This is a genomic window from Spirosoma montaniterrae, assembly GCF_001988955.1.
In the GTDB taxonomy this organism is placed as follows: domain Bacteria; phylum Bacteroidota; class Bacteroidia; order Cytophagales; family Spirosomataceae; genus Spirosoma; species Spirosoma montaniterrae.
Genome location: NZ_CP014263.1, coordinates 1,637,119 through 1,663,327, shown reverse-complemented (window position 1 = coordinate 1,663,327; position 26,209 = coordinate 1,637,119). Strand labels below are relative to the sequence as shown.

Sequence of the window (26,209 nt, the reverse complement as noted above, 5' to 3'; positions counted from 1 at the left end):
GGGAGTAGGGTATAAAGGGGTAAGGTTGGAAAGTTTTTCAACCCTGCCCCTTCAAACCTTACACCTTATACCTGTACACCTTACCCCCTTTATCGTACATTTTTCGTCGTAAAAAAGCTGAATGTGCCAAGTAGATAGTCCTGAATAGCGGGGCCGTGGTCTTTACCCTCAATCCGAATCAATTCAACGTTAGTGGCCCCGCGTTTCCGCATGGCATCGAAGGCGTCCTGCGAATTGCGGAAAAATACCTGCTGGTCGGCGGTGCCGTGATAGAGTTGAAGAGGAGTGTTGGGCTTCCAGTCGTACATGTTGTTGTCGCGCACGGCAGCTAAAAAAGCCGCGTCGGAGCCGCTGTTGACGCCGTTGCGAAACTGGTCGGAAAAGGCCGTGTTGATACTGACGTTGATATTGGCCCGGTTGCCGTTCTGCTGCACGTCGGTGGCGAACGGCTCCCGAAAGTAATAGCTCATCGGTCGGCTCAGATTCGGGTAGGTCCGGTTGTACGTCCGCAACACCCACGAATACAGGTTGTTGTAAGACGCAATGCCGTGGGTTCGGGTATTGATCAAATCCTGCATGAAGCCTTCTTTGTTATAAGCTCCTGCCCCGCAGGTAGCGGCAATCAGCCGAAACTCAGTTGGTACAGTCTCCTCGATGTGTTTGAGCAGGGCCATTGTGGCTCCTCCCCCCTGCGAATAGCCGCCCAGAAACAGCCGGTTGTCCCAGGTAGCCTGTCGCCCGTCGGTAGCGGGTTTGGCGAGCAATTCCCGTGATGCCCGCAGCATGTCTAAACACGTTTGGGCTGTCACCTGCCGGTGTTCATACGGATGTTCTATTGCCTTCGATTCGCCATAGCCGATATAATCGGGGCAGGCTACGATATAGCCCAGCGAGGCCACCAGCGAACCCACGGAAAACGATTCGGTTTGCGGAGTATAATACGACGGTGCCTGCGCTTCGTCGAACAGCGTACCGTGCTGATAACTGGCTAACGGGAACGATGTATTCCCTTCCGGCACAATCAGCGCGCCCGACGCGTTCACTTCTGAGTTATCGAAGTTTTTGGTTTTATACACCACCCGATACACCCGAATATTATTGCGGAGGAACGTACCGACAAGCGGACCAAAATCAGCAAAACGGGCGCGTAGCTGCTCGGTCGTAGTAACCGAGCCGATGGGCGTGGCACTAACAAGGTATTGATCGGGTTTCGGCTGGGTGTTATCGGCAGTCTGGTCGCGGCAGCTTGTAACAAAAAGAAAGAGTGAACAAAGCAGCCATACGGCGTAGGTCTGCTGGCGGAACGATCTCATGCGGGCTGGTAGATGAATGGTTCGAAGGTATAACGAAAAAAATCAGCGTCGGTTGCTTAACCACACGCCCAAGAGGCAAATTCCCATGCCGATATACTGCGGCAGATAAATAATTTCGCCCGCCACAAAGCCCCAGCCCAGCGACACAATCGGCATAAGATACGTGACCGATGCCGCAAAAACGGGCGAGGTAAGCTGCACAACCCGGTTGAACAGCACCGTCATTACCCCCGATCCAAATACGCCCAGCACCAGCAGAGCCAGCAGCGACCAGCGGTGTTCGGCCTGCCAGATAGCCGGGTTATAGGGTGTGAGGAGTAAGGCCGCAAGGGCTATGGGACCGATGAGTGCGAAAATCCAGCCGCTCGACACCAGCGGGGGCAGGTGACTCAGATATTTGCCGATCAGGTTGATATTCAGGCCGTAGCAGAGCGTTGCCAGCGCAATAAGCAGCGCGTAGCCGTTCACCGAAAACGCACCCGTTGCACTAAAAAAGATGAGCAGAACTGAGCCAGCCAATCCCAGCAGAACACCCGTCAGTTGCCGCGCCCGGATGCTGCCGCCAAAAAAAGCCGCGCCAATCAGCAGGGTAAACAGCGGGCTTAGCGAGTTCAGCGCACCCGCGAGCGAACTGTTCAGATGCGCCCCGGCAATGGCAAACAGAAAGGCCGGCAACAGATTTCCCAGTAGTCCGGCAATCAGCAAATAGACCCATCGACTCCGAACCGTCTCCCGAACCGCAGGCTGGCGGGCCTGATAGCCAATCAGCGGCAGAAAAAACAGCCATGCCAGCATAATCCGCCCGGCAGCTACCTGCTCCGACGTGAAGATTTGTAGGCTCAGTTTCATCAGAATAAACGAACTGCCCCACACTACTGCAAGTGTACACAGCAGCACCCACGCCAACAACGGGCGATGATTTGAACCATCTGAACCAGGATTAGCCACGATTAACAGGATTAAACAGGATTTATGCGCTGCGCTTAGCGCTTACATATGTAGTCAAAGTCAGGTAAGCGCAGCGTACAATCTTGTACTAATCTTGTCAATCGTGGCTAATCCTGGTTCAGACGTATAATGTTCAGCCACTTCATCCAGCACGGCGCGGGTGTCGGCGTAGGTATCGGTCGTAACGAGCCGCTGGCGGTAAGGTTTGAAATCGGGCAGCCCTTTGAAATAGTTGGCATAATGCCGGCGCATCTCGAACAGACCGGTAATCTCACCCTTCCAGCGAATCGAAAAGTCGAGGTGCTGGCGGCACACAGCCACGCGGTCGGCAATGGTGGGTGCCGACAGATGCTGCCCGGTTTTCACAAAATGCTTGATTTCGTTGAAAATCCACGGATAGCCGATGCTCGCCCGACCAATCATTACGCCATCGACGCCATACCGGTTTTTGTATTCCACGGCCTTTTCGGGCGAATCGATGTCGCCATTGCCGAAGATAGGAATCTGAATGCGTGAGTTGTTTTTGATCCGGCCAATCAGCGTCCAGTCGGCACTGCCTTTGTACATCTGCGACCGGGTACGCCCGTGAATGGTAAGGGCCTTGATACCGATGTCCTGCAAGCGTTCGGCTACTTCCTCTACGTTCTTCGTGGTATCGTCCCAGCCGAGCCGGGTTTTCACGGTTACGGGCAGGTGCGTTGCTTTTACTACCGCTTCGGTCATCTGCACCATTTTCGGAATATCCTGCAATAAAGCGGCCCCTGCTCCCCGGCAGGCTACGTTCTTCACCGGACAGCCGTAATTGATGTCGATCAGGTCGGGGTTGGCGCGGGTAGCAATACGGGCGCATTCGGCCATTGTTTGTACGTCGGAGCCAAACAGTTGAATACCGATGGGCCGTTCGTATTCAAAAATATCGAGTTTCTGTACGCTCTTGGCCGCATCGCGGATTAAGCCTTCCGACGAAATAAATTCTGTATACATCAGGTCAGCTCCGTTGGCCTTGCAAACGGCGCGAAACGGCGGGTCGCTCACGTCCTCCATCGGGGCGAGCAGTAGCGGAAAGTCGGGAAGTTGAATGTTGCCAATAGAAACCACAGCAGTATTTACCAGGTACGATGTACGAATTACGATTTGCGCCCGCGTTTGGTTCCGCCTGGTGTTGAGCCTGATGCTACAGGTAATACATACAATTATCGGCATTACTTGTATTTTTACACAAATTATGCAATCCGTCTACGCACCTAACCACGCAACGTCTCGTCCGCCCACGCTCGGCGGCCTGATGATTCTTATCGGTTTTATACTTATCGGGGGTGTTGTCAGTACGATGCTGATGGCGGTTTTACTGGTGCTGACCAAAGGACTTCCGGTGTCTGATATTCAGCCCTATCTGCTCGATCTGACCACCAGCCCGGCAACGAAACCCGGCGCGTGGTACGAAATCATGCTGCTCCAGACCGTCAATCACCTCGGCACGTTTCTGCTGCCCGCACTGGCTTACTGGTACTGGATCGAACGCCGAAACTGGGCGCAGTTCAGCGTTCGGCCCCTATCGGCGGTGGTGGGACTAAGCCTGGTGGCTCTGATTGTCATCGCATTTATGCCCTTCGACAGCCTGATTATCGACTGGAACCGCAACCTGCATCTGCCCCAGACGCTGGCTCCGCTTGAGCAATGGATTCGGGATAAGGAAAAAGACCTTGAAGGGCTTACCAAATATCTCACCACATTTAATACACCCCTGCAACTACTGGTGGCTCTGCTCGTGATCGGCGTTATTCCGGCCATTGGCGAAGAGGTGTTGTTTCGTGGTATCCTACAACGCAATCTGACGTATTGGACCAAAAACGTTCATGTCGGCATCTGGGTAGCGGCCATTCTGTTCAGTGCTATTCACGTTCAGTTTCTTGGCTTTTTTCCCCGCATGTTGCTGGGCGCGTTGTTTGGCTATCTGTACGTCTGGTCGGGCAATTTGTGGGTGGCGATTCTGGCGCATTTTGTCAACAATGGCTTCACCGTTTTTATGGTTTATCTGAACCAACGCAAACTGGTTTCGTTCGATGTTGACAGTACAGAAGCCGTACCGGTCTGGGCAGGGTTGATAGCTGGGGTTGTTACGGCGGGGCTGCTGGTAATTTTCAGATCTCAAAATCATTTGAACCAAGATTAGCCATGATTTACAAGATTAAAACAAGATACTACGCTGCGCTTAGTTGATTTGTTGAATTTATAATTCTGTTTAATCCTAAAAATCATGGCTAATCCTGGTTCAGACTCCTGGGAATCAATTTATTCGTCACCGCTGCCGCATCGGGCCGAGCTGGCAAAAGCCCTGCTGGCCGAACACGACATTCCGGCAGTGGTCGTGAACAGCCAAAGCAGCAGCTACCCCACGCTGAGTCTGGGCAAAAGTGAAGTGCACGTTATGGCTAAGGACGCGATTCTTGCCAAAGTTATCCTTGATAATGAAGCGACGTTTAGCTAATATGTCGAACCTTCAACAGCGGGTGTTTGCCGCTGTGGTGGCGGTTCCGTTTATTATTTTTCTGATCTGGTACGCCGACTGGACGTTCGCGCTGCTCTTTACGTTTATCAGTGCCATGACGCAGCGCGAGTTCTACAAGCTGCTGGGTCTCGACGGCTTCGAGCCGCTAACGGCCTACGGTACACTGGTCGGGTGTTTGGTTTGTGCATTAGCCTATTTGATTGAAAAAGGCTATTTACACACCGATTCGTACTTTCTGATCTGCCCGGCGTCGTCGATGATTTTCCTGATCAAGCTTTACAAAAAGCGTGATATGAAGCCATTCACCAACATTGGCTTCACGTTTCTGGGCATTATTTACGTGGCAATGCCGTTTGCCCTGCTCATTGTGCTGGCGTTACGGGGCGGGGCGTATCATCCTACTATTATTCTGGGCTGTCTGTTTCTGCTATGGGCGAGCGACATTGGCGCGTACTTTGCCGGGCGCACCTTTGGCAAACGCAAACTGTTCGAGCGCGTGTCGCCGAAAAAGTCATGGGAAGGGGCCATTGGCGGAGCGGGTGCTGCCGCCCTCGTGGCCCTGGCTCTGGCCTTCTACGACAGCACCCTGCAACCCTGGCAGTGGTATTGCGTAGGGGCTATTATTGTTGTGACGGGTATTTACGGCGATTTGGTCGAATCGTTGTTCAAGCGCAGCATAGCTATTAAAGATTCGGGTACGAGCATCCCCGGTCACGGTGGCTTTTTAGATCGCTTCGACAGCCTGATTCTGGCCGCACCGTTTATCATCTCGTTTCTGAAACTGTTTGCCTGAATGGTTGAATGATTGAATGATTGAGTGATAGAATGATTGAATGATTGAATGATTGAATGATTGAATGATTGAATGATTGAATGATTGAATGATTGAATGGGGTGCTGAGGTAGTAGCCTTCATTCAATCATTCAATCATTCAACCCGTCGGGCTTAATTCTTGTTAAAATTTGGTTAGACGAACCGAAGGAGGGGCTTTACTCGTTTATTTTGTGAATTGATTGACTGCTCATGAAGAAATTGCTGGCGTTACTGGGTTTGGTTTTATTCCTGTTCATTGGTGCAGGGCTGTTTTCGGTCGCATTCGCGCAAGGACAGGAGCGTCAGGTAACGTTCACAGGCTTCATTACAGGCGGCAAAACCAACGAGCCGCTGCCCAATGCCTATATCTACATTCCTAAAGCCGGAAAAGGCGTATTATCAGCTCCGAACGGTTATTTTGCCCTACCCGTTTTCCCCGGCGACAGTATCATTTTCAGCTATGTAGGCTTCAAAACGCAGTACCACATCATCCCGCGCCGACTCTCTGACCTGACCTATTCGGCGGTAGTGGCGTTGCAGGAAGACGTGAAAACGCTGGCCGAGGTAAAAGTGTACCCCTACGCCACCGAGCAGTTGTTCAAGGAAGCATTTGTTAGTCTGAAACTGCCCGATCAGATGGAACGCGATAACCTCGCCCGCAACACCGACCCGGCGGCTATTATGCGACAGGCCGCAACCATGCCGATGGGTGCCATTGCCAACCACCAGAATTTCGTGAATCAGCAGTTTTTCGGGCGCGAATCGGCCTACGGGCGCAGCAACATGACCACGTTTGCCTTTACGAACCCCTTCGCGTGGGCTAATTTCATCCGGTCAGTAAAACGGGGTGATTTCAAAAGCAAGGAATTCCGCAGCGAACTCAACAAAGCTCCTCGCGAAAACATGACCCGCAAGGACATCTTGCAGGATGGTAATTGATCTTATCTGCTTTCAACTACTAAGGCAATTCGGTTAGCAACCGGGTCAGTTCGCTGTCGGCAATATCCGACTGTTCCGATTTATCGTAGATCGAAACCAAAAAAACCGTTTCGGCAACGACCTTCACGCACGTGATGACACGCGCTCCGCCCCGTTTTCCTTTGCCTTTCGATTTGATTCCCAAGCGAATTTTATAGAATCCGTCGCGCATAGCTGCGCCTTGAAACGGGTCCTTTTCAAGCGAATCAATTAGGCGATTGATCTCTTCTTTGAGTGAAGGAAACTTCTTTTTCAACCGTTTCGCTTCGCGTTCAAAATGCTCGATACTGTCAACGCGATACATCATAATTCGTCCAGAAACTCGCGTGCCGGGCGACTTTGTATCTTCCCCTGCTCCACCAACCGCATTTGTCGAACACCTTCACGTATGTTGGCAATTACCTGCTCGTCGGTATCTTCGTCGGGTTCGTCTTCCCGAATTTTTACGAAAGAAAGCTGGTTAAGCAGTTCTTTAAAAAACTTCAGTTTCTTGTCCTGAACCTCTACTGTGATCGTTGCCATACGCTGTTTTCTTTGCTGGTGAACAAAATTACACGAAAAGCCGTGCCAGTTTGTAGCCTTCCGTGTTATGTTGCTTAACCCTGCCACGTTTCTAACCTCAGTCGTTCGCCGTCGAACACACCGTAGGTTTTGGCCGATACCCATTCGCCGAGGTTAATATACCGGCTGCGGTCGTTCACGGCCAGATCGAGCGGGAGGTGGCGGTGGCCGAATACGTAATAATCATGGTGTTCGCGCTGCTCTACTTCACGGCAGTACTGCATGAGCCACTCGCGGTCTTCACCCAGAAACTCCTCCCCTTTTTCCTGATTGCTGATGCGGCTCCGGCGCGACCATGCCTGCGCCAGCGTAATGCCCACGTCGGGATGCAGCCATCGGAATAACCACTGCCCCGCTCCGCTTTCAAACAGCCGTTTCAGGCGTTTGTAGGTAAAATCGCCGGGGCCGAGGCCGTCGCCGTGGCCGATCAGAAATCGTTTCGTGCCGATTTCGTACTGACGCGGATTCCGATACACAGGAATACCCATTTCCTGCGTGAAATAATCCTGCATCCACATGTCGTGATTGCCCGTAAACAGCACAATGCGCGTTCCGGCATCGGTCAGTTCGGCTAATTTGCCCTGTAATCGAATAAATCCCTTTGGAATACTACGTTTGTACTCAAACCAGAAATCGAACACGTCGCCGACTAAGAAAATCAGTTCGGCATTGGCACGAACGGTGTCGAGCCAGTTAACAACGGCCTGTTCGCGGGCACGGCTTTGATCGGGTGTAGGGGTTCCGAGGTGAAAATCAGAAGCAAAATAAACGTGGCGACCGGCGGGCAGCGGAATGTGTTCGAGGTTGGACATGCAGCGAATTATTCAACGCAAAAGTAAGCAGGGATTGCCATTCGCTCAGCGGCTTGTTTGATTTGTTCGGTTCTCGTTACCGTTGGTTCAATAGTCTGCGATTGATAAAAGGTAAAACAACTAAGCGGGTATTTTGGTAATACACAAAAACGTACTCCGCTCTTATGAAAACCAAATTGCTTTTTTTGGCCCTGCCTTTTTGTTTGATGGCCTGTGGTCAGCACGAAAACGACGATGCCAACGATGCCGCCGGTACGGGCAGCAAAATTCTGGCGAAAGAGGTAACGGGCGTCTGGCAACTTAGCACCGACCAGCGGCTCGGCTACGATGAAATCTGTAACCAATTGAATGAGGGGCTGATTCAGGAGATGTTCGATATCAAGCCCACCGACGAACTCACCGTATTGGATTCTCAGACTGGTTGTCAGTTCAAATGGTCGGGCGGCACAGTAAGTCTTGCCCTGGGTGGCCCCCGCCCCTATCCATCAATTTACCATGCCGAATATAACTTCGACAAAAACTATCAGGGTGGAGCCGGGCAGGTGTCAGGACAATCGGGCGAAGCCAATCAGAAACCGGCTCTGAGCGGGCCTGAACCAGCAGGAACGGGTGCCGAACGGCCAGCCATTGAACCCGAAGGCGGGGCCGCTGCCGATGCTGACGAGGATGCTACGGCCAACAACGACTCATCGAACTCCGTATCAGGCATAACACCGGTAGCTACGCAGTTTACTAAACCCGTTGTGAGCGCGGGCCGGTTTGTTGCCATGCCGAACGTAGGCGATAAAGCCGTTTGGGACCCCACCAAACAGGCACTACACGTGCTCTATAACAATCACATCCTGTCGATCACGGTGCAGATGAAGGGTACGGAACAGCAGCGACAGAAAAAAGCCGCCGACCTCGCCAATCTGGTGCTGTCGCACTTTATTGAAGACGCGTCGGCGTAATGCAGTTATTCAGGCACTGCATACTATTGTTACACAGAGATACGCTAAGGGGAAAGAGATACACGGAGGCTAATAGCAACAAAATCTCCGTGTATCTCTTTCTCCTTAGCGTATCTCTGTGTTATAAACTATTTGCCTGTACGTAAAATCTGGTGCAACTACATTGGTATTTGCTCGAACACAACGGAAGGTTTTTCGGCGTCTTTAAAGGCTTTGCGCGGGCGGATGTTGAGCGTTTGGAATAACTGCTGATCAGCGTCTTCGGCAGGGTTCGGCGTTGTCAGCAGTTTGTCGCCCGCGAAGATCGAGTTGGCCCCGGCCAGAAAGCATAATGCCTGCTCTTCGGTGGTCATCCGAACGCGCCCGGCAGAGAGCCGCACCATCGCTTTCGGCATAATAATCCGCGCCGTAGCAATCATCCGAACCATTTCCCAGACCGACACACGCGGCTGCTCTTCCAACGGCGTTCCTTCTACCGGCACGAGCGCGTTGACCGGCACCGACTCCGGGTGTTGGGGCAGCGTTGCCAGCGTGTGCAACATACCAATCCGGTCGCCATCCGATTCACCCATACCGATGATGCCGCCTGAACAAACCGAAATACCAGCTTTACGGGCGTGGTTGATGGTGTCTAAACGGTCGTCGTAGGTGCGGGTGGTGATGATGTCGCCGTAAAATTCTTCGCTCGTATCGAGGTTATGGTTATAGGCGTAAAGCCCGGCGTTTTTCAACTTCTCCGCCTGACTTTCGGTAAGCATACCGAGCGTGCAGCAGACTTCGAGGCCCATTGCATTTACGCCCTGCACCATGTCGAGAACCTTATCGAAATCACGGTTGTCGCGCACTTCGCGCCAGGCCGCGCCCATGCAAAAGCGCGTACTGCCGCTGTCTTTGGCATGTTGAGCGGCTGTCAGCACTTCATCAACCTCCATCAGTTTGTGCACCTTTACGTCGGTGTGATAGCGGGCCGCCTGCGGGCAGTAGGCACAGTCTTCGGGGCAACCACCCGTTTTAACCGACAGCAACGTACAAACCTGCACCTCCTGCGGGTCGTGGTGTTGGCGATGAACGGTAGCGGCCTGATAAATCAGGTCCAGTACGGGAGCGTTATAAATATCGGCGATTTCGGCGCGGGTCCAGTCGGTACGCAACATGGGTTGATTTACGAATTACGAATTTATATTGTCAAAAGTCGGAAATTGAGCGGGGCGAAGCAATTTTTTGGCTGAAAAGGAACGCAAAAAAGCCGCAGACGCGATGCCCAATCATCGTTCTGCGGCCACCATCATAGGTTGGTAGCAACCATTGCTGGTTTATTGCTCATATACGTAAATCAGGGCCAAACGGTTGCGTTGGAGCCGTTAATTTATTTCATGCCAAACAGCAGCCGCGTTAGCCAGAACGGCCTGATCAGCAGCCAATAAATTGCAATACACACCGCCAGCGAACCGAAACTTACTGTCAAGAAACCGCTGTAAACACCCAGCCCGGTGCGCGTCAGCACGTAGTACCCAACAACAACAATAACGGTTTGGTGCAGGATGTAAAACGGGTACACGGCTTCGTTCAGGTACGGCAAAATGGGCCGGTTTACGTTCAGATACCGATAACCGTAGGCCACCGTTGCCAGCACCGAAAACCACGTCAGGCCCAGACTGTTGAAACTATACAAGGTTCTTATCAGAGTCGAACCGTCGATGGCCTCTTCGGTCAGCATGGCCCGCGAACCGTAGAGAAACAACGTACAAATGAGGGTTCCGGCCAGAAAAAATCGTCGCTGATCGGCAATGATTTGCCAGAAGTCGCGTCGGCTGATGAGCAGGTAGCCTAACCAGAAAATAATCAGGTTTTTCATGAAGTAGGCCCAGTCGTTGATGAGGGCGTGGGTTTCATTGGGAAAAAAACTGCCCAGTGCCACGTCGTTCAGCCACAGCAGGCCCACCAGCCACATAGCCCCACCGGGCCGGGCCAGTAGCCGCCCTACTCGGTCAGTAAATCGCTGTCCGGCACTGGTTCGGAGCCAGCGAAACACGGGAATGCTCAGCAATGAATAGAAAAACAGGTAACACACAAACCACAAATGGTGCCAGCTAAAGGCCCCGCCCGTACCACCATCGTGGTAAGGTTCAAAACCAAAAACGTTTGGGTAAAATTCGGCGTAATTGCCTGAAAACCGTCCCCGAAACAACCACTCGATATAAATTTGGGGCGGCACGATAACAAACATCCCGAACACTAACGGCACAAACAGTCGCCGAACGCGCTCGCCCGCATAGCCACCGTAGCTGCGTTTCCGAAGGGCGAAATACGTACCGGCCCCTGAAATAAAAAATAGCAGCGGCATCCGCCAGCGGTGCAGCCATCGCATTACTTCCTCCATCGGCTGGCTGTGTTCGGTGCTTTTGATGTGCCAGCCCCACGACACGTAGATCATGCCGGTGTGGTAGAACAGTAGAATCAGAATAGCACCCACCCGCAGCCAGTCGAGATCGTACCGGCGGGCAGGAAGTTGGTTGACAACAGGCGGCAAGGAACCGGCTGTAGTTGCGTGTTGATCGGGTTGCATAATCGGTTGGTTGTTCGATGCGACAAAACTGGCCTGCAACCGTGTTCAACGCCCTATCTGCCGACAACTACGAAGTTCACGCCGATAGGGACGCACGAAACTGAGCCGGAGTTTGACCGGTAATGCGCTTGAAAGCGGTGTGAAACGCCGACGGCGAATTGTAGCCTACCCGCTCGGCGATCTCATCAATTTTCAGGTGCGCTGTTGCGGAGTTATTAAGTAGCTGTTGCGCTTCGGCGATACGATGCGCGGCCAGCCAGTCGAAAAAGCTTTGCCCCAACCGGTCGTTGAGCAGTTGCGAGAGGTGGTGCGGGCTGGTTTGCAGCCGTTCGGCCAGTTTGGGCAAGGAGAGATCGGCTTGCAGATACGGTTTCTCAGTATCGAGCAGCCGGGCCAGTCGGATTAATACAGCCTCTTCCAGTTCTTCCGACAGAGCCGATTTTTCGTATTTTCTCTTTGGCTCGACGGTCGGCGTTGATTCGTCTGCAACCAGAGCAGGCATGGGGGCCGTCCGAAAAAAATCGGAGCCGCGCATAACTAAAAAACAGGTCGTATAGATAAGAACCGTTACGTAACAGGCCAGAATATAATCGCCCAGGTCTTCTTCAAACTGCGGTTTAACGACAACAATCAACAGTGGAAACGTCAGGTTCAATATCGCCAGATTCCGAAGCTGGGTAAGTTGAACCGATACAAACTGGCCCAGAGTCCTGCCTGCCTGCCGGTAAGCCTGCCAAACAGCCACCATCGATAACATACTGTATATGAAACAACTTAACAGTGTTAGCTCACTCACATAATCACGTAATTCCGTAAAATCGTGGGGTATATATTCATTAAAGCGAACAAATGATAATTCAGGATGATAGGCTGAAATATATGCATTGTACTTAAACTCGACAGGTTGATAAAACCAGGTAATAGCATTCAGGCACCAGAGGCTAAATGGCACCAGATGCCATACCCACCGCTTTGGTAATTGGTCGTACAGCCGGGCGTACACGAAAAAATAAAACAGCGGCCCTACCAGAAAATTGAATTGCTCCGAAAAGTCGACTAACCACAGCACCCGGAACATGTAGTTGGTATAGCCCAGAAAAATTTCGGCTGTTACAGCCGAGATCGCCAGCATAAACCAGCCCAAACAGCGATTTGCTACCGTCCGCCCACGTTCGCCCGTCAGGAAAAATATACCTAAAAATATTCCCTGGGCCACGCCCAGCAGCATAATCAGCGCGAATACATCCAACTGCGGTGGCAGGATTTTCATAAGCCTTCAGGCTACATGGTACAATCGCAAAATACACAAAAAAGACCTGAACGACGTTGATGCCCGTTCAGGTCTAAGCATTGCAAACCAAACTATTTTATCGAATCTCGACCTGGAACGGCAGGCGCATCTGCACACCCTCCATTGTTTTGACCTTTTTCAGATACGCTACATACGGAGCCAGTTCGCCGAGTTGAGCCGAAATTCGGGCTTCTTCATCACCGCCAAACGAAGCCATCAGTTGCTCAAAAAACGGCTTTTTGCGCGGCTGATATTTCAGTTTATAATCGCCCTCTTTCAACTTAGCCGACTGAGCCGCCAGTTTGATGGCATCGTCCAGCCCACCTAACTGATCGACTAGTCCGATGGCTTTACCCTGCGAACCCGTCCAGACGCGCCCGCCAGCAATGGCCCGGATACTATCGACCGGCAATTTCCGACCGGCAGCGGCTTTGGTCGTGAAGTCGGCATAAATCTTTTCGGTACTACGTTGCAACACCTGCTTCTGAAACGGCGTCATTTCGTGCGTCAACGCCGGGAAATCGGAATTGACGTTGGTTTTGACCCGGTCGTAGGTCACGCCGAGTTTATCTTTGAAGAATGTTTCGGTGTTGAACAAGAGCGCAAACACGCCAATCGAACCCGTAATGGTGTTGGGCTGTGCCACGATTTTGTTGCAGCCCATAAGCATGTAATACCCACCCGAAGCGGCATAATCGGACATGGAGCCAATCACGGGTTTGGCTTTTTTCGCCAGCTCGACCTCGCGGTACATCACGTCTGAGGCCAGCGCACTGCCCCCACCCGAATTAACCCGCAACACAATGGCTTTCACTTTATCATCTAAACGTGCCTTCCGGATTTCTTCGGCAACTGTTTCGGAGCCAATGCTTTCTTCCCCACTTTTGCCCGTACTGATGTCGCCCGAAGCTATGATGACAGCGATTCGGTTTTTGCTCGATTCACCCTCATCATCTTTTGCGGATTTCCCGTACTTACCGAGCGAGATGTAGCTGATTTTCTTTTTCTCGTCCAGATCCAACTGTTTCTTAATCAGGCTTTCCAGTTCATCCTGATAACCTACGTTCGTAATCAGTTTGGCCCGCAGTGCATCGGCAGGTTTCTGAATCGTCAGGTTGTCGGCATAGCGTTTCAGCGAATCTACGCGCAGCCCGCGTGTTTGGGCCACCTTCACGAGCATGTGGTCGTTGATCGAATTCAGGAACGAACTGACCTGGAGTCGATTAGGATCGCTCATGTTTTCGCGCACAAACGGTTCTACGGCACTTTTGAAATCGCCGACTTTGAAGATTTCGGGTTTCAGGCCCAGTTTGTCGAGGGTTCCTTTGAAGAACATCAGTTCAGCGTTCAGGCCGTTCCACTCCATGCCGCCCGCCGGGTTCAGGTAAATTTTATCGGCCACCGACGCCACGTAATAGCCCTTCTCCGACATGGTTTCGGCGTAGGCATACACAAATTTTTTCGATTGTTTGAAGTCGATCAGCGCGTTACGGATTTCTTCGATGGTGGCCCAGCCCGCCTGTATTTCTTCGGCCTGGAGATAAATGCCTTCGATATTATCATCGTCTTTAGCGGCTTTCAACGCCTGTTTGATCTCGATCAGGCCGAGCGCACTACCCGAGCCGCTTACCGGTCCAAAACCCTCGAACGGATTTTCGGTACTGCGTTCCTGAATGGGCTTGTCGAGGTTTAGTTTCAGCACCGAATTTTCTTTGACATCTACCTTCGTGTCAGCCGACGACGACAGGGCCGCTGTCAGACCGATCAGGAGCAGGAAGCCCACAAATGAGAACAGCAGCAGCCCAACAATTGTAGCCAGCACATATTTAAAAAACTGTAGCATAGTTGCTTAGTAGGTTAATAAATCCAAATACGCAATAAACAAAAATACGCACCCAGTTTTCCCGATAACCGGAAAAATGTTGAGTGCGTATTTTGGGGGATAAATGGTAGAAAAACGCTACGCGGGCATGTCGGCGTAATCATCCATCGACGTTTGAATGACTTCGCAGGCTTCGTCGCGTCCGTACACGTTTGCCAGTTCCATCAAAGCCGGTTCGCCGGGCAAGTTCTTATAAGTCAGGAAGTAGTGACGCAGGCGTTTCACCACCGCTTCGGGTAGTTCGCTCAGGTCTTTGTATTGGCCGTACATGGCGTCGCCTTTCAGTACGGCAATAATTTTGTCGTCGGCTTCGCCCTTGTCGATCAGCCGGAAACCACCGATGGGCACCGCCTGCAACAGAATGTCGCCGTGGGTGATTTCGCGTTCGGTCAATACACAAATGTCGAGTGGGTCGCCATCGCCCATTTCGATAAACCGTCCCGACCGTTCCGAGGCCAGCCGGGCAATGCGGTCGCCACAGTAGGTGCGTGGCACGAAGCCGTACAGAGCCGGAATAATGTTGGAATACTGCTGAGGCCGGTCGATTTTCAGATATCCCGACTCTTTATCGATTTCGTACTTAACGGTATCAGTCGGCACAATTTCGATGAAAGCAGTGATAATATCAGGAGCATTATCGCCTGGCGAGATACCGTGCCAGGGGTGAGCTTTGGAAGGGGTCTTTGCCATAAGATCGAGTTCGGTTGGCGCAAAAAATGCCTGCATACAATTTTGAGAAAAAATTAGAAAATTCGGTGTTTGCCGAGACACAAAAACAAACATTCCGCCTGCCGATGGGTGGCAAAGCCAGACCAGTAGCGGGCGGAACGGTGTAAAATCCACGGCAAAGCTACGCAAAAAACACAGTCGTTTGGTTTAACCGAGGAAACGGGCCGTTTCCGTAAACCCAATTCGCTCAGCAATTTGCGAATCGGCACTTTTGACAAGGCTCTGACGCACCAGCAACTCGCCCAGAAAACCGGCCAGAAAAAGCTGCACGCCCAGAATAATCGCCACTAAACCGAAATAAAACAGCGGGTTATCGGTGGCATTACGAAACTTGACACCCTGCGAAATATTGACCAGTTTTTCAACAATGATCCAAACGGCCAGCACTGTGCCAATAAAAAACGACAGTGTGCCGAAGGTGCCGAAGAAGTGCATGGGTCGTTTGCCAAACTTATTCACAAAGGCAATCACCAACACGTCGAGAAAGCCATTGACGAATCGTTCCAGCCCGAACTTAGTGGTGCCATATTTGCGGGCACGGTGTTGAACTACCTTCTCACCAATCTTCGAAAAACCGTTCCAGTTGGCTACAATCGGCAAATTTCGGTGCATGTCGCCATACAGGCCGGGGGCAATGGTTTTGACTACTTTCTGTCGGTACGCTTTCAGGCCGCAGTTGAAATCGTGAAGCTGCACGCCCGAAATCCAGCGCGATACGGCGTTGAACAGTTTGGTTGGCAGCGTTTTGGTAATGGGGTCGTAGCGTTTCTGTTTCCAGCCCGACACAAGGTCGTACCGGTCGTCAACGATCATCCGGTAAAGTTCGGGGATTTCGTCGGGGCTGTCCTGCAAATCGGCGTCCATGGTAATGATGACACCGCCCTGTGCTGCCGTAAACCCTGCCTGTAGAGCCGCCGTTTTGCCGTAATTGCGGTTAAACCGAATGCCGCGCACGTGCGGATTCACGCCAGCCAGTTGCTCAACCACCGCCCATGAATCGTCGGTGCTGCCGTCGTCAACAAATAAAATTTCGTATGAAAACCGCTGTTCAGTTACTACCCGCACAATCCAGTCGTGCAGTTCGGGCAGCGATTCTTCTTCGTTGTAAAGCGGAATCAGAACAGTCAGTTGAAGCGATGCAGTCATTTGATAAATAAACGCATTAGGCTGCGTTGAATGACACAAAGGTCGCAGAGTTTTCAGAAAATCAGGTAAAAATCCTGCAACAACGCCCGAAATGCGGGTGTGTATGTCCGGTTATCGATTTCATAAATGAACAGCGTTTCGTCGGTCGCAGTTTCCGGCCCGTATCCAAAGCCCGTAATGACCCGAAACGGGGGTTTGTGCGTGTTGTGCCGGAGATACAGCCGCCGAAACGGACGCAGCCCATACGTCTGCGCCATCTTGCTCAGCAGCCCGGCTTCATAGGGCGGTAGCAACACCCACCATTGCCCATCGCGCCGGAGCAATCGACTTACAGCCGTCAGCAGGTCCGTAAAAGGTAGCTCTCCGGTGTGTAAAGCACGGTTTACGGCGGCATCGGGCGAACGTAGATGGTTTGTGTAGAACGGCGGGTTCGTTAGAATACGGTCGTATGGCTCACCGTCAAACGATTGTATCGGCCCGTGCCAAACCCGAACGCGCCCGGCAAACGGACTATGCGCCACATTATCAACGGCTTGCCGAAATGCTTCATCATCAATCTCCACCGCGTCGACCTGCGTCGTTGGCTTGCGTTGGGCGGCCATGAGTGCGAGCAGCCCCGTTCCTGTACCAATGTCAAGGACACGCTCTGCTCTGGATTCGGCACCTGAACCTACATCAGCGTATGCACCCAGCACACAGGCATCGGTACAAACCTTCATTGCCGTGCGGTCTTGCTGAATGGTGAATTGTTTGAAGGAGAAAAAAGAACCAGGATTAGCCACGATTTATACGATTAAACAAGATGCTACGCTTCGCTTGTTTATTAAATGAAAATTTAGGTAAGCGAAGCGTAGCATCTTGTAATAATCTCGCAAATCTTGGTTAATCCTGGTGCTGATGGCTCATTTTCTGCCGAAATCAGCGGGATTTTCGCCCCATACGGTAGTTTCCCATTTCAGCACCGGGTTGGCGTAGCGATGGGTCTGGAGCCACGTTTCGGCGCGGTCGAGCAGGTCGAAGAGTTCGGCGTTGCGGGCTGTTTCTTCGAGTTTGGTGTTGGCTTTCTTTTTTTTGACCCAGCCGATAGCCGTTTTCGAGTCGGAATAAACGGGTATGTTGCTGCCTTTCTGGTGCAGCAAAGCCAGTGCATGAACAATTGCCAGAAACTCGCCGATGTTGTTGGTGCCGTCGGGGTATGGTCCTTTCAAAAACAGTTTTTGGCCCGTTGCTAAATAGATGCCCTGGTACTCCATATCGCCAGTGGCGGTGTTCCAGGCCGCATCGACTACTAAACTGTCTGGATTGGGAGAGCCTACCAATCCGTCGATTTTGGTTTGTTTGGCAGCGGGCTTTGTGGGTTTCCCAACGTGCAGATGCGGTTTTTCGCCAAAGGCTTTCAGGGCCGCTGCCTTAGTATCGAACGATTTGAATAACGGTTTGGCAAACCCATCGGTTTGGGCTTTGGCATCGTCCCAACTGTCGTATACACCGGGTTTCCGACCCTGCCAGACAACGTAAAATTTCGGCTTTTTCTGAGCCATGATTCGTACTGCTTTACGGGCAAAGGTACGAATCATGGCTTAGAGAAAGTACGCTACTCGTCAGACTTCGGCCATAGCGCGTAGGCCAGAACGCCCGCCAGCAGTCCCCAGCCGAGTGCGCGGGCTACATGGAATGAAGTCGGCGCGGGCATATCGACAATGCCGGTCTCGTCGGTTCGGGCCGGCTGCTTCACATAACGACCTTCCGACGGAATCGACTGTTCGTCAAAATGTTCGGCTAAGTGGTTGAGCTTGATTTGCAGTTCGTAGCCCCGCACCGACACGCCATGCCCTGTGCCAACAGCCAGTGGATTCAGTGTTGCCAATCGCTCAACCGACTGCCGGGCGGCTTCCCAGTCGCAGGTGAAATAGGCGGGTGGTCCATGAAATTCCTCTTTTTGCTGCGCTACCGCCAGTGCTGAATTCTGATTGGTTGTTACGAACGCATCGCCCGCAATCAGTGTCCGGTCGGTTTCGCGAAAGAGGGAAACGTGGCCCGGTGCATGGCCCGGCGTATGAATCACCTGCCAGCCAAGCAGTTCAGGTATCTCCCCATTATCGGGAATAGCCCGAATATGGTCGCCAAAGTCATCGGGACCAATGGGGAAAATAAACGAAATGTACGCCATCAAGCCTCCACCAATGGCCGGATCGGGTGGTGGGTAGCTCGACTTGCCGGTTAGGTAAGGCAGTTCAAGTTTGTGGGCATATACAGGGGCATTCCACTGTTTCAGCAGGCTCCGCAGCGAACCCGTATGGTCGGCATGACCGTGGGTCAGCACAATGGCTTTTGGCGGATTGTTGGTGCCAAACAAGTGTTCGGCTCTCCGGCGAATTTGCCCGGTGTACCCGGCTAAACCTGCATCGACCAGCACCCACGGATTACCGGAGCCGGGCGTACCAATAAAAAATACATTAACAAATAAGGTTCTTAGCCCCGCCACGTCGTGGGTTACATCGTAGGGCGATTGGGGCGGAGTTGCAACAGGATCATGATAGATCGGAACGTCGGTTTCAAATTGGCTTTCCATCTGCGTCGAGTTTGGTTAGCCGTTCAACCTACACAGCCAGTAGATTGTTTGAAACCTACTCCTGCCCTACCGGTACGGGCGCAGTTGCCGGCTGCTCTTCGCCACGCGGCCCGCGCCGACGCTTTTTCCGGCGTTTAGGCTTGTCGGTTGCCTGTCCGTCGTCAGCGTTTACCACCACCGTTGCAGCACCGGCAGTCACTACCGCTGGAATTTCGCCCTCGACTGCAACACCCTGCGGACGGGGCTTACCATCGCGACGGCGTTTGTTGCGGTTATTTTTACCTTCCCGTTTTTCGCCAGATTCGGTCTCGTTTGCGGCTTCGGGGCGGGGTTGTTGGGCACGTGGCTTTCCATCGCCCCGCCGGTCGTTGCGGCCCCAATTCTGCTCCCGTCGCCGACCGAATCGTTTCGGGTCATACTCCGGGGCTTTGCCCATACCGAGTTCTTCGGTCAGCGATTGTTTTTCAATTTCGCGCTCGATCAGCCGCTCAATAGCAACAATACGATTCTGATCCTGATCGCTGATAAACGTAATAGCCGTGCCGGTGGTCGACGCCCGCGCTGTGCGGCCAATGCGGTGAACGTAATCTTCGGCGTCGCGGGGAGTATCGTAGTTAACAACGTGCGTCAGGTTGTCGATGTCGATACCGCGTGAGAGCACGTCGGTCGCAACTAAAATCGGGAATTGTTTATTTTTGAAATCGCGCAGTACTACCTCGCGGGCGTCCTGTTCGAGGTCGGAACTGATGCCGCGTGCTTCATAACCAAGTTTACTCAATGTCCGCACAATGCTGTTGACTTCGGCTTTTTTGGACGTAAACAGCACCATGCTCTGCACCGGCTTCGAGCTATTTTTGATCAAATGAGCCAGTAAGGGCAATTTCTGATTCTCGAAAGCCATGTAAAACTGCTGATCGATACCAGCCGCCGGTTTCGATACGGCCAGCCGAATTTCTTCGGGATCAGTCAGAATGCGCCTGGCAAATTCGCGAATTTTATTGGGCATTGTAGCCGAGAACAGCAGCGTCTGCCGCTTGGCCGGAATTTTGTCAACAATATTCAGGATGTCGTCCGAAAAGCCCATATCGAGCATCTTGTCGGCCTCATCGAGTACGAGATAGTCGATTTTATTGAATTTGACATAGCCGAGCTGCATGTGTGCAATCAGCCTGCCGGGGGTAGCAATAATAATGTCGGCTCCGGTTTCGAGAGCTTTGCGCTGCTTGTCCCAGTCGTCGCCTTTGCCTCCGCCGTAAATAGCGATGCTGGTAGCCGATACAAAATAGCCAAAGCCTTCGACCTGTTCGTCGATTTGCTTGGCGAGTTCGCGGGTAGGCACCAGAATGAGCGTACTGGTATGATCGTGGTCGGCGTGCGAGATGCGGTCGAGGAGCGGAATCAGGTAGGCCGCTGTTTTGCCGGTGCCGGTTTGGGCACTGGCGATGAGGTCTTTACCTTCGAGGATTTTGGGGATAGCCAACTCCTGAATGGGCGTAGCCTTCAGGTAGTTCATGGCGTCTACACCGGCCAGCAGGTCGTCGTGCAGATTAAATTCAGAGAATATCAACGTGTCAGCTTGTGTTGGTGGTAAAAAACGCTGACCCTGTTTCTCCGGTCAGCAAACCGCTTGATTTAGAGCAAATATAAACTAAAAATAGTTCAGTTTACAGTCGCATCAGCAGTTCAGCGATCTTCTTTTTGTCACTGATCTCATACCATTCGTCGGTGCCAAGGTTTAACCATTGGCCGGGTTGCCGGGGTCGTTTGGGCTGAGACTCGTCGGGGTCATAATCGTGGGCGTAAATTTCGCTCATCAGCCGTTTCAGGGCCGACCACGGGCGGTAGCTTTTTTCATCGCGCTGGTTTTGCATTGTACGAATCAATACCGAACGATCTGCAAACGAAGCGGTTACGCGCCGTTCAAACGAGTCGTTCGGCCCGTTCTGCGACAGAAACGTAAGCTCGAACGGACGTTCGCGGCCCATTTTCTCGTAAATGGCCTGTATTAACTCCTGAAGGCTATATTGCCAGCCGTCGGTATCGGTTGGTCGCCCCGTTTGACGCTGTTGCCCGTTTTGTTCGAGCATTACGTCCCAGAACTCATCATCTTCGTCCAATGCATCCTCGTCTACAGCCCTCAATTGGGTTTTGCTGATTAATTCGGTCAACGTTTGCAACCACGCGTTGGGCAGTTGCCCCGACCAGCTAAAATCGTCGTCGCGCGTGAATCCTTCGGCCAGCAATTCGTCGTCGTCAATGTCGTCGCGGTCGGGGTATGTAATGGAGAAGTCAATTTGCACGGCGGTGTTGGCAGGTTTGGCCGCGAGCGTATAAAAGTAAGCATAGGGCGCGGGCAACGACCGGGCCGTTTGGAAGCGAATCTGAAGCGAGGTAAAAGACATCGGAGCGGTTTATGAATTATGCCGGACATCGTTCCGTAAGCGGGTGAATTAATTCGCCTGCTTACGGAAGTCTTTAGAAAACAACAGGTCAATCGTTGCCCTGTGGTCAATTTTGCCGGTGGGCGTTTCGGCAAAGGTCGGTACAATTTGCCAGTCTTTCGGCACGGCGTATGGCCCCAGCCGCACCCGAACGGCATTCTGTATCGCAGCCCACTGAGTGCCGTTTATCGACATCTGCTCAATGATAACCGTAACCTGTTGGCCCAGCCGCTCATCGGGCAGGCCCGCTACAAACAGGCGCGGCATCAGCCCGAAACGGGCCAGCACCTCCTGCACAACCCGCTCGACCGGCTCCGGCTGCACCTTCACGCCACCACTGTTGATGACCATATCGGCCCGGCCCAATAACCGAAATCTCTTTTCATCAAGCCGTTCAACGACATCATTGGTCTGAACGCGCTCAAAGTTGGTAACTGCCGACGTAATATGCAGACACCCCCGCTCGTCGGTGCCAAGCGAAACGCCTTCGAGAGCCGTAAACAAATCACTGCGATCAGGACCGTTGAGCCGACGCAGCGCAATATGCGACACGGTTTCGGTCATACCATAGGTGGCATAGACCGGCGCGTCAATCGCCTGCAACGCCTGTTCAAGTGCGGGGCTTGTGGCGGCTCCACCTACCAGAATCGCTTTCATCCGATTCAGAATCGGCAGTTTATCGGGCGTATTCTCCAGAATGGCCTGTAGTTGCAGCGGCACCAAAGCCGTGAAGGCAAACGTCGTATCGACCGAAAAGCCAGCCAGTGGGTTGCCCGTGGGTTCGATGAGCGTCATTGGCAGGCCCAGTTCCAGCCCGCGTACAAGCATCATCACCCCGGCCACGTAGCGAACGTTCAGGCACACCAGCGCGGCATCGCCCGGTTGCAGGCCCAGCGTTTGGCCGGTCAGGTGTGCGCTCGCCCGCATCTGCGCCCGCGTGAGTACAATGGGCTTGGGCGAACCCGTTGAGCCAGAGGTGTGTAGCGTAAACGTATCCTGCCCGCCAAGCCACGCCCGGCAAAACGCAGTAGCTTCAGCTTCATAAGAGGTTGCAGGTTCGGGAAGCAGAGACGCTGAGAGAAGCATTGGAGGAGTGATAAGTGATAAGTGATAAGTGATGAGTGATGAGTGATGAGTGATGAGTGATGAGTTTGCTGACGCAAGAGAAACACTCATCACTCATCGTTCATCGTTCATCACTCAAAAATCCGTACCGTATTTGCTCCCAGATTAGCCGTTACTTTATAGGCAGTCAGAGCCTGGGCTGCGGGGCCATTCAGCACCCGGCCTGTTGCATCGAAACGCGATAAGTGCAGCGGACAATAAAACAGGTTCTCTATAGGCCGGTAAGTCAGTTGGGTGTTCTGGTGCGTACAATTGGCCGACACCGCTACGAACTGACCGTCTTTGGTTTGGGCGACAATAATATCGTTGACCACCACATAACCGCCTTTCGTTTTCAGTATTTCGTTGGCTTTTTCGGTCAGGTTCAGCGTGAAATCTACGTTACGCCCGCCGTTGGGAGCGGGGTCGCCGTTGGCTTCGCTGGAGCAGCCCGCCAGGCAACGCATGAGCCAGATAGCACCCACGCCCGTGCCCACCCGGCGAAAAAACTCCTGACGGTCAATGGTTGTAGGGCTGGTTTCCATAGCGGTTCGTTGTATTTTTGCAGGCAATATTTTTTAGTGAATAGTGAAAAATGAAAAGTTGATAGTGAGCGATGAACGGTCAATAGTCCCTTGACCCTACTTTAGAATTGATCTCTCATTCTTCACTATTCACTTTTAATTTCTCATTTTCCTGCCGTAAATATGCCATTTTTTCGGCATTCTGCGGCACCGAACAATCCGGCTCTACCGTTGGTTAACCCCATATTCATGGAAGAAGCTAAAGTTTTCGTTAATCCCATTTCGCCTGACAAAGTAGCCGAAGCACCGGGGCTGCTGGCTTATGCCCACACAGCAGGCGGAGCCGTTATTCGCCCTGAAGACAAAGGCAAAATTACAGGCCGGGCCGTAGCGGCCATGCGCGAACAGACCGATATGCAACTGAGCCAGTTGTATAAACAGATGCAACTGCTGGCCGAGCAGGCCACAGCCATTCGGCACCGGGTCGAAGTGTCGGAGCGCATCTATTCGGCCCAGATGAGTTTTGAGCCGGTGGTGGGTCATACCTATTATTTTTACACCCGCAAAAACGGTCAGGACGCCCTCTCGATGGTTGGCCCAACCGAATGGGGCCGCAAATTTCCGTTCGAGCGGTGCCTTGCCACCGTCCGCATGATGGCCGACCACACGTGGGATGTGCAGTATCACGATGTATCTTATACTGACTGATTGAGTGGTTGAATGATTGAATTATGCTGACGCAAGCTGCCCCATTCAATCATTCAATCACTCAATCAGTCAACCATTCAATCTGTATGACAAGCAACTACCCCTGGGAGACGATTAAAGAATATCAGGAGATTATTTTCTCGTATTACGACGGCATTGCCAAAATCAGTATCAACCGTCCACACAAGCGCAACGCCTTTACGCCCCTGACCGTGAAGGAGATGTCGGAAGCGATGGAACTGGCCCGGCAGGACGAACGCGTAGGCGTGGTAATTCTAACTGGCGAAGGCGGTGAAGCGTTCTGCTCTGGTGGCGACCAATCGGTGCGGGGGCATGGCGGCTATATTGGCGAAGATGCTGTGCCCCGCCTGAACGTGCTGGACCTACAAATGCAGATTCGCCGGATTCCGAAGCCCGTGGTAGCAATGGTAGCGGGTTATGCCATTGGGGGCGGACACGTGCTGCACGTGGTCTGCGACCTGAGCATTGCCGCCGACAACGCCCGCTTTGGGCAAACCGGCCCCAGAGTTGGCTCGTTCGATGGTGGATTCGGTGCCAGTTATTTAGCCCGGATTGTAGGCCAGAAAAAAGCCCGCGAAATCTGGTATCTCTGCGATCAATACAACGCGCAGGAAGCTCTCGACATGGGCTTAGTGAACAAAGTAGTGCCGCTCGATAAGCTGGAAGAGACCACCATTGAGTGGTGCCGCAAGATGCTCGAAAAAAGCCCCATCGCGCTCCGAATGCTGAAAGCTTCGTTCAACGCCGAACTCGACGGGCAGGCCGGTATTCAGCAACTCGCGGGCGATGCTACGCTGCTGTACTACCTGTCGGACGAAGCCAAAGAAGGGAAAGACGCGTTTCTGGAAAAGCGAAAACCTGATTTTAGCAAGTTTCCAAAATTTCCGTAGTAGACCGGCTATTCCGTAAGAGGCTGAATAAATTCAGCCTCTTACGGAATACGAAACAGCGGTACATCATCTGCCCGATATTCCATAAAAATCAATAGCTTTACGATACGTCGCTCATCCTCAAGCCTGTATCGTTTTATGCCTACCTCTCGCCGTTCGTTTTTTCGCCAGTCGGGTGCCGCCGTTGCGGGGGCGTTCGCGCTGCCCGGTTTTCTGCCCGATGCCTACGCGCAGCCACTGCCCGATGCCGGGCTGAAATCGCCCGCCGAATGGGCGCGGGATGAAGATTTCTGGGCGCGTATCAAAACCGATTTTACCGTATCGCCCAACCTGCTGAACCTCAACAACGGGGGCGTTAGTCCGCAGCCGAAACTGGTGCAGGACGCACACATCCGGTTTTATCAGTATGCCAACGAAGCGCCTACGTATTATATGTGGCGGATTCTGGATCAGGGTCGCGAAGCCCTGCGCGGCAAACTCGCCGACCTTGCCGGTTGCTCGCCCGACGAACTCGCCATTAACCGCAACGCCACCGAAGGGTTGAACACGGTAATTTTCGGGCTTAACCTGAAAGCGGGCGACGAGGTTGTGCTGACCCGGCAGGATTATCCGAACATGCTCAATGCCTGGAAACAACGCGAAAAACGCGATGGTGTAAAGCTGGTATTTCTGAATCTGGCGTTACCGCAGGAAACCGACGAGTATTTTGTCGAGCAGTTTGTTCGGGCCTTTACGCCCCGCACCAAAGTAGTACATCTTACGCACCTCATCAACTGGGTTGGTCAGGTGCTACCCGTTCGTAAAATCGCCGACGAAGCCCGCAAACGGGGTATTGCGGTGATTGTCGATGGGGCACATTCGTTCGCCCATCTCGACTACAAAATCCCTGATTTAGGTTGTGATTTTTACGCTACCAGCCTGCACAAATGGCTGTGTGCGCCCTTTGGCAGCGGGATGCTGTACATCAAAAAAGACCGCATTCCTGACGTGTGGGCCTTACTCTCCAACGATAAACCCGACGGGCCGGATATTCGCAAATTCGAGACGCTCGGCACCCGCTCGTTTGCGTCGGAAATGGCAATTGGTACGGCGGTCGATTATCACCTCGGCATTGGTTCGGCGCGGAAGTTCGCACGGCTACATTACCTCAAAAATTACTGGGCCGAGCGCGTTCAGTCGATGCCGGGCGTGCGGGTGCATACTTCGCTCAAACCTGACTATGCCGGGGCGTTGGCTCTTTTTTCTATCGACGGCATGAAGCCGGGCGAGGTCGAAAGTCAGTTACTGGGTCAGTATAAAATTCATACCTCGCCGGTTGTGTGGGAGAATATCAGTGGCGTTCGCGTGACGCCCCACATATACACCACGCCCAAAGACCTCGACCGACTCGTTACGGCCATTACCGACCTGGCTGACAAACAGGTAGGGCAAATTAGGAAAGGCTAAAGCT

The 26,209-nt window shown here is 52.6% G+C and carries 27 protein-coding genes; 8 read left to right on the top strand and 19 right to left on the bottom strand.

From position 1 onward, the window contains the following. Positions 1 to 89 precede the first annotated feature (89 nt). The 3 genes from AWR27_RS07350 to dusB are packed head-to-tail and all read right to left on the bottom strand — an operon-like array spanning position 90 to position 3,359. Positions 90 to 1,313 carry an alpha/beta hydrolase family protein gene (locus AWR27_RS07350; RefSeq protein WP_077130586.1) on the bottom strand — a complete coding sequence of 408 codons (1,224 nt, stop codon included), beginning with the start codon at positions 1,311 to 1,313 and terminating at the stop codon, positions 90 to 92. 42 nt (positions 1,314 to 1,355) lie between these two features. Next, positions 1,356 to 2,261 carry a DMT family transporter gene (locus AWR27_RS07345; RefSeq protein WP_335695415.1) on the bottom strand — a complete coding sequence of 302 codons (906 nt, stop codon included), beginning with the start codon at positions 2,259 to 2,261 and terminating at the stop codon, positions 1,356 to 1,358. Between the two features lie 60 nt (positions 2,262 to 2,321). Then, a complete protein-coding gene (gene dusB, locus AWR27_RS07340; protein ID WP_077133859.1) occupies positions 2,322 to 3,359 on the bottom strand; it encodes a tRNA dihydrouridine synthase DusB in 1,038 nt (345 codons plus the stop codon). A gap of 127 nt (positions 3,360 to 3,486) precedes the next feature. On the opposite strand from dusB, the gene AWR27_RS07335 reads away from it, so the two are divergent. The 4 genes from AWR27_RS07335 (at position 3,487) to AWR27_RS07315 (ending at position 6,523) form a co-directional block, all read left to right on the top strand. Further along, positions 3,487 to 4,434: a CPBP family intramembrane glutamic endopeptidase gene (locus AWR27_RS07335; RefSeq protein ID WP_418346615.1), complete on the top strand. Its 948-nt coding sequence runs from the start codon at positions 3,487 to 3,489 to the stop codon at positions 4,432 to 4,434. 84 nt (positions 4,435 to 4,518) lie between these two features. Further along, positions 4,519 to 4,749, top strand: a complete 231-nt coding sequence (locus tag AWR27_RS07330) for a putative signal transducing protein (RefSeq protein ID WP_077130584.1) — start codon at positions 4,519 to 4,521, stop codon at positions 4,747 to 4,749. Continuing rightward, positions 4,730 to 5,563, top strand: a complete 834-nt coding sequence (locus tag AWR27_RS07325; RefSeq protein ID WP_077130583.1) for a phosphatidate cytidylyltransferase — start codon at positions 4,730 to 4,732, stop codon at positions 5,561 to 5,563. The genes AWR27_RS07330 and AWR27_RS07325 overlap by 20 nt, the downstream gene beginning before the upstream one ends. Positions 5,564 to 5,794: 231 nt before the next feature. Continuing rightward, positions 5,795 to 6,523, top strand: coding sequence for a carboxypeptidase-like regulatory domain-containing protein (locus tag AWR27_RS07315; RefSeq protein ID WP_077130581.1), 729 nt, complete (start codon positions 5,795 to 5,797; stop codon positions 6,521 to 6,523). Between the two features lie 19 nt (positions 6,524 to 6,542). Here the strand turns inward: AWR27_RS07315 and AWR27_RS07310 are convergent, their stop codons facing one another. The 3 genes from AWR27_RS07310 to AWR27_RS07300 form a co-directional block, all read right to left on the bottom strand. Then, positions 6,543 to 6,869, bottom strand: coding sequence for a type II toxin-antitoxin system RelE family toxin (locus AWR27_RS07310; protein ID WP_077130580.1), 327 nt, complete (start codon positions 6,867 to 6,869; stop codon positions 6,543 to 6,545). Then, positions 6,866 to 7,084 (bottom strand): hypothetical protein, encoded by a 219-nt coding sequence (locus tag AWR27_RS07305; protein WP_077130579.1) that lies wholly within the window; start codon positions 7,082 to 7,084, stop codon positions 6,866 to 6,868. Before AWR27_RS07305 ends, AWR27_RS07310 begins: the two co-directional genes overlap by 4 nt. 74 nt (positions 7,085 to 7,158) lie before the next feature. Next, complete coding sequence (locus tag AWR27_RS07300; protein ID WP_077130578.1) at positions 7,159 to 7,935, bottom strand: UDP-2,3-diacylglucosamine diphosphatase; 777 nt, start codon at positions 7,933 to 7,935, stop codon at positions 7,159 to 7,161. A 164-nt stretch (positions 7,936 to 8,099) separates the two neighbouring features. On the opposite strand from AWR27_RS07300, the gene AWR27_RS07295 reads away from it, so the two are divergent. Beyond that, positions 8,100 to 8,885, top strand: a complete 786-nt coding sequence (locus AWR27_RS07295; protein ID WP_077130577.1) for a hypothetical protein — start codon at positions 8,100 to 8,102, stop codon at positions 8,883 to 8,885. A gap of 158 nt (positions 8,886 to 9,043) precedes the next feature. On the opposite strand, the gene bioB is transcribed toward AWR27_RS07295, so the two are convergent. From bioB to AWR27_RS07230, 13 genes are all read right to left on the bottom strand, one after another. Continuing rightward, positions 9,044 to 10,039: a biotin synthase BioB gene (gene bioB, locus AWR27_RS07290; protein WP_077130576.1), complete on the bottom strand. Its 996-nt coding sequence runs from the start codon at positions 10,037 to 10,039 to the stop codon at positions 9,044 to 9,046. Between the two features lie 212 nt (positions 10,040 to 10,251). Next, on the bottom strand, positions 10,252 to 11,451 hold the full coding sequence (locus AWR27_RS07285) for an acyltransferase family protein (protein WP_083732776.1): 1,200 nt from the start codon (positions 11,449 to 11,451) through the stop codon (positions 10,252 to 10,254). Positions 11,452 to 11,527: 76 nt separating this feature from the next. Then, positions 11,528 to 12,721 (bottom strand): helix-turn-helix domain-containing protein, encoded by a 1,194-nt coding sequence (locus AWR27_RS07280; protein WP_077130575.1) that lies wholly within the window; start codon positions 12,719 to 12,721, stop codon positions 11,528 to 11,530. Between the two features lie 97 nt (positions 12,722 to 12,818). Next, the gene (gene sppA, locus AWR27_RS07275) at positions 12,819 to 14,585 is read right to left on the bottom strand and encodes a signal peptide peptidase SppA (RefSeq protein WP_077130574.1); all 1,767 of its coding nucleotides are present in this window, start codon (positions 14,583 to 14,585) and stop codon (positions 12,819 to 12,821) included. Positions 14,586 to 14,702: 117 nt separating this feature from the next. Then, on the bottom strand, positions 14,703 to 15,314 hold the full coding sequence (locus tag AWR27_RS07270; protein WP_077133856.1) for an inorganic pyrophosphatase: 612 nt from the start codon (positions 15,312 to 15,314) through the stop codon (positions 14,703 to 14,705). A 186-nt stretch (positions 15,315 to 15,500) separates the two neighbouring features. Continuing rightward, entirely contained in the window at positions 15,501 to 16,499 is a 999-nt protein-coding gene (locus AWR27_RS07265) for a glycosyltransferase family 2 protein (RefSeq protein ID WP_077130573.1), read from the bottom strand. A gap of 53 nt (positions 16,500 to 16,552) precedes the next feature. Continuing rightward, a complete protein-coding gene (locus AWR27_RS07260) occupies positions 16,553 to 17,281 on the bottom strand; it encodes a tRNA1(Val) (adenine(37)-N6)-methyltransferase (RefSeq protein ID WP_335695414.1) in 729 nt (242 codons plus the stop codon). Positions 17,282 to 17,401: 120 nt separating this feature from the next. Next, on the bottom strand, positions 17,402 to 18,040 hold the full coding sequence (locus tag AWR27_RS07255) for a ribonuclease H1 domain-containing protein (RefSeq protein ID WP_077133855.1): 639 nt from the start codon (positions 18,038 to 18,040) through the stop codon (positions 17,402 to 17,404). Positions 18,041 to 18,093: 53 nt separating this feature from the next. After that, entirely contained in the window at positions 18,094 to 19,071 is a 978-nt protein-coding gene (locus AWR27_RS07250; protein WP_077130571.1) for an MBL fold metallo-hydrolase, read from the bottom strand. A gap of 55 nt (positions 19,072 to 19,126) precedes the next feature. Continuing rightward, positions 19,127 to 20,584, bottom strand: a complete 1,458-nt coding sequence (locus tag AWR27_RS07245; protein ID WP_077133854.1) for a DEAD/DEAH box helicase — start codon at positions 20,582 to 20,584, stop codon at positions 19,127 to 19,129. Positions 20,585 to 20,735: 151 nt separating this feature from the next. Beyond that, entirely contained in the window at positions 20,736 to 21,473 is a 738-nt protein-coding gene (locus tag AWR27_RS07240; RefSeq protein WP_077130570.1) for a hypothetical protein, read from the bottom strand. 48 nt (positions 21,474 to 21,521) lie between these two features. After that, complete coding sequence (locus AWR27_RS07235) at positions 21,522 to 22,598, bottom strand: AMP-binding protein (protein ID WP_077130569.1); 1,077 nt, start codon at positions 22,596 to 22,598, stop codon at positions 21,522 to 21,524. A 110-nt stretch (positions 22,599 to 22,708) separates the two neighbouring features. Next, a complete protein-coding gene (locus AWR27_RS07230; protein ID WP_077130568.1) occupies positions 22,709 to 23,161 on the bottom strand; it encodes a QcrA and Rieske domain-containing protein in 453 nt (150 codons plus the stop codon). 228 nt (positions 23,162 to 23,389) lie between these two features. Between AWR27_RS07230 and AWR27_RS07225 the strand changes: the two genes are divergently transcribed. The 3 genes from AWR27_RS07225 (at position 23,390) to AWR27_RS07215 (ending at position 26,205) form a co-directional block, all read left to right on the top strand. After that, a complete protein-coding gene (locus tag AWR27_RS07225; RefSeq protein WP_077130567.1) occupies positions 23,390 to 23,848 on the top strand; it encodes a DUF2452 domain-containing protein in 459 nt (152 codons plus the stop codon). An 86-nt stretch (positions 23,849 to 23,934) separates the two neighbouring features. Then, a complete protein-coding gene (menB, locus tag AWR27_RS07220; protein ID WP_077130566.1) occupies positions 23,935 to 24,759 on the top strand; it encodes a 1,4-dihydroxy-2-naphthoyl-CoA synthase in 825 nt (274 codons plus the stop codon). A 138-nt stretch (positions 24,760 to 24,897) separates the two neighbouring features. Further along, complete coding sequence (locus AWR27_RS07215) at positions 24,898 to 26,205, top strand: aminotransferase class V-fold PLP-dependent enzyme (protein ID WP_077130565.1); 1,308 nt, start codon at positions 24,898 to 24,900, stop codon at positions 26,203 to 26,205. The last annotated feature ends 4 nt before the right edge of the window (positions 26,206 to 26,209 follow it).

Bases quoted from the DNA above. Each gene is read 5' to 3' on its own strand.
- AWR27_RS07350 (WP_077130586.1), bottom strand. From the start codon at position 1,313: ATGAGATCGTTCCGCCAGCAGACCTACGCCGTATGGCTGCTTTGTTCA.
- AWR27_RS07335 (WP_418346615.1), top strand. From the start codon at position 3,487: ATGCAATCCGTCTACGCACCTAACCACGCAACGTCTCGTCCGCCCACG.
- AWR27_RS07330 (WP_077130584.1), top strand. From the start codon at position 4,519: ATGGCTAATCCTGGTTCAGACTCCTGGGAATCAATTTATTCGTCACCG.
- AWR27_RS07325 (WP_077130583.1), top strand. From the start codon at position 4,730: ATGAAGCGACGTTTAGCTAATATGTCGAACCTTCAACAGCGGGTGTTT.
- AWR27_RS07315 (WP_077130581.1), top strand. From the start codon at position 5,795: ATGAAGAAATTGCTGGCGTTACTGGGTTTGGTTTTATTCCTGTTCATT.
- AWR27_RS07310 (WP_077130580.1), bottom strand. From the start codon at position 6,869: ATGATGTATCGCGTTGACAGTATCGAGCATTTTGAACGCGAAGCGAAA.
- AWR27_RS07305 (WP_077130579.1), bottom strand. From the start codon at position 7,084: ATGGCAACGATCACAGTAGAGGTTCAGGACAAGAAACTGAAGTTTTTT.
- AWR27_RS07300 (WP_077130578.1), bottom strand. From the start codon at position 7,935: ATGTCCAACCTCGAACACATTCCGCTGCCCGCCGGTCGCCACGTTTAT.
- AWR27_RS07295 (WP_077130577.1), top strand. From the start codon at position 8,100: ATGAAAACCAAATTGCTTTTTTTGGCCCTGCCTTTTTGTTTGATGGCC.
- bioB (WP_077130576.1), bottom strand. From the start codon at position 10,039: ATGTTGCGTACCGACTGGACCCGCGCCGAAATCGCCGATATTTATAAC.
- AWR27_RS07285 (WP_083732776.1), bottom strand. From the start codon at position 11,451: ATGCAACCCGATCAACACGCAACTACAGCCGGTTCCTTGCCGCCTGTT.
- AWR27_RS07280 (WP_077130575.1), bottom strand. From the start codon at position 12,721: ATGAAAATCCTGCCACCGCAGTTGGATGTATTCGCGCTGATTATGCTG.
- sppA (WP_077130574.1), bottom strand. From the start codon at position 14,585: ATGCTACAGTTTTTTAAATATGTGCTGGCTACAATTGTTGGGCTGCTG.
- AWR27_RS07270 (WP_077133856.1), bottom strand. From the start codon at position 15,314: ATGGCAAAGACCCCTTCCAAAGCTCACCCCTGGCACGGTATCTCGCCA.
- AWR27_RS07265 (WP_077130573.1), bottom strand. From the start codon at position 16,499: ATGACTGCATCGCTTCAACTGACTGTTCTGATTCCGCTTTACAACGAA.
- AWR27_RS07255 (WP_077133855.1), bottom strand. From the start codon at position 18,040: ATGGCTCAGAAAAAGCCGAAATTTTACGTTGTCTGGCAGGGTCGGAAA.
- AWR27_RS07250 (WP_077130571.1), bottom strand. From the start codon at position 19,071: ATGGAAAGCCAATTTGAAACCGACGTTCCGATCTATCATGATCCTGTT.
- AWR27_RS07245 (WP_077133854.1), bottom strand. From the start codon at position 20,584: ATGAACTACCTGAAGGCTACGCCCATTCAGGAGTTGGCTATCCCCAAA.
- AWR27_RS07240 (WP_077130570.1), bottom strand. From the start codon at position 21,473: ATGTCTTTTACCTCGCTTCAGATTCGCTTCCAAACGGCCCGGTCGTTG.
- AWR27_RS07235 (WP_077130569.1), bottom strand. From the start codon at position 22,598: ATGCTTCTCTCAGCGTCTCTGCTTCCCGAACCTGCAACCTCTTATGAA.
- AWR27_RS07230 (WP_077130568.1), bottom strand. From the start codon at position 23,161: ATGGAAACCAGCCCTACAACCATTGACCGTCAGGAGTTTTTTCGCCGG.
- AWR27_RS07225 (WP_077130567.1), top strand. From the start codon at position 23,390: ATGGAAGAAGCTAAAGTTTTCGTTAATCCCATTTCGCCTGACAAAGTA.
- menB (WP_077130566.1), top strand. From the start codon at position 23,935: ATGACAAGCAACTACCCCTGGGAGACGATTAAAGAATATCAGGAGATT.
- AWR27_RS07215 (WP_077130565.1), top strand. From the start codon at position 24,898: ATGCCTACCTCTCGCCGTTCGTTTTTTCGCCAGTCGGGTGCCGCCGTT.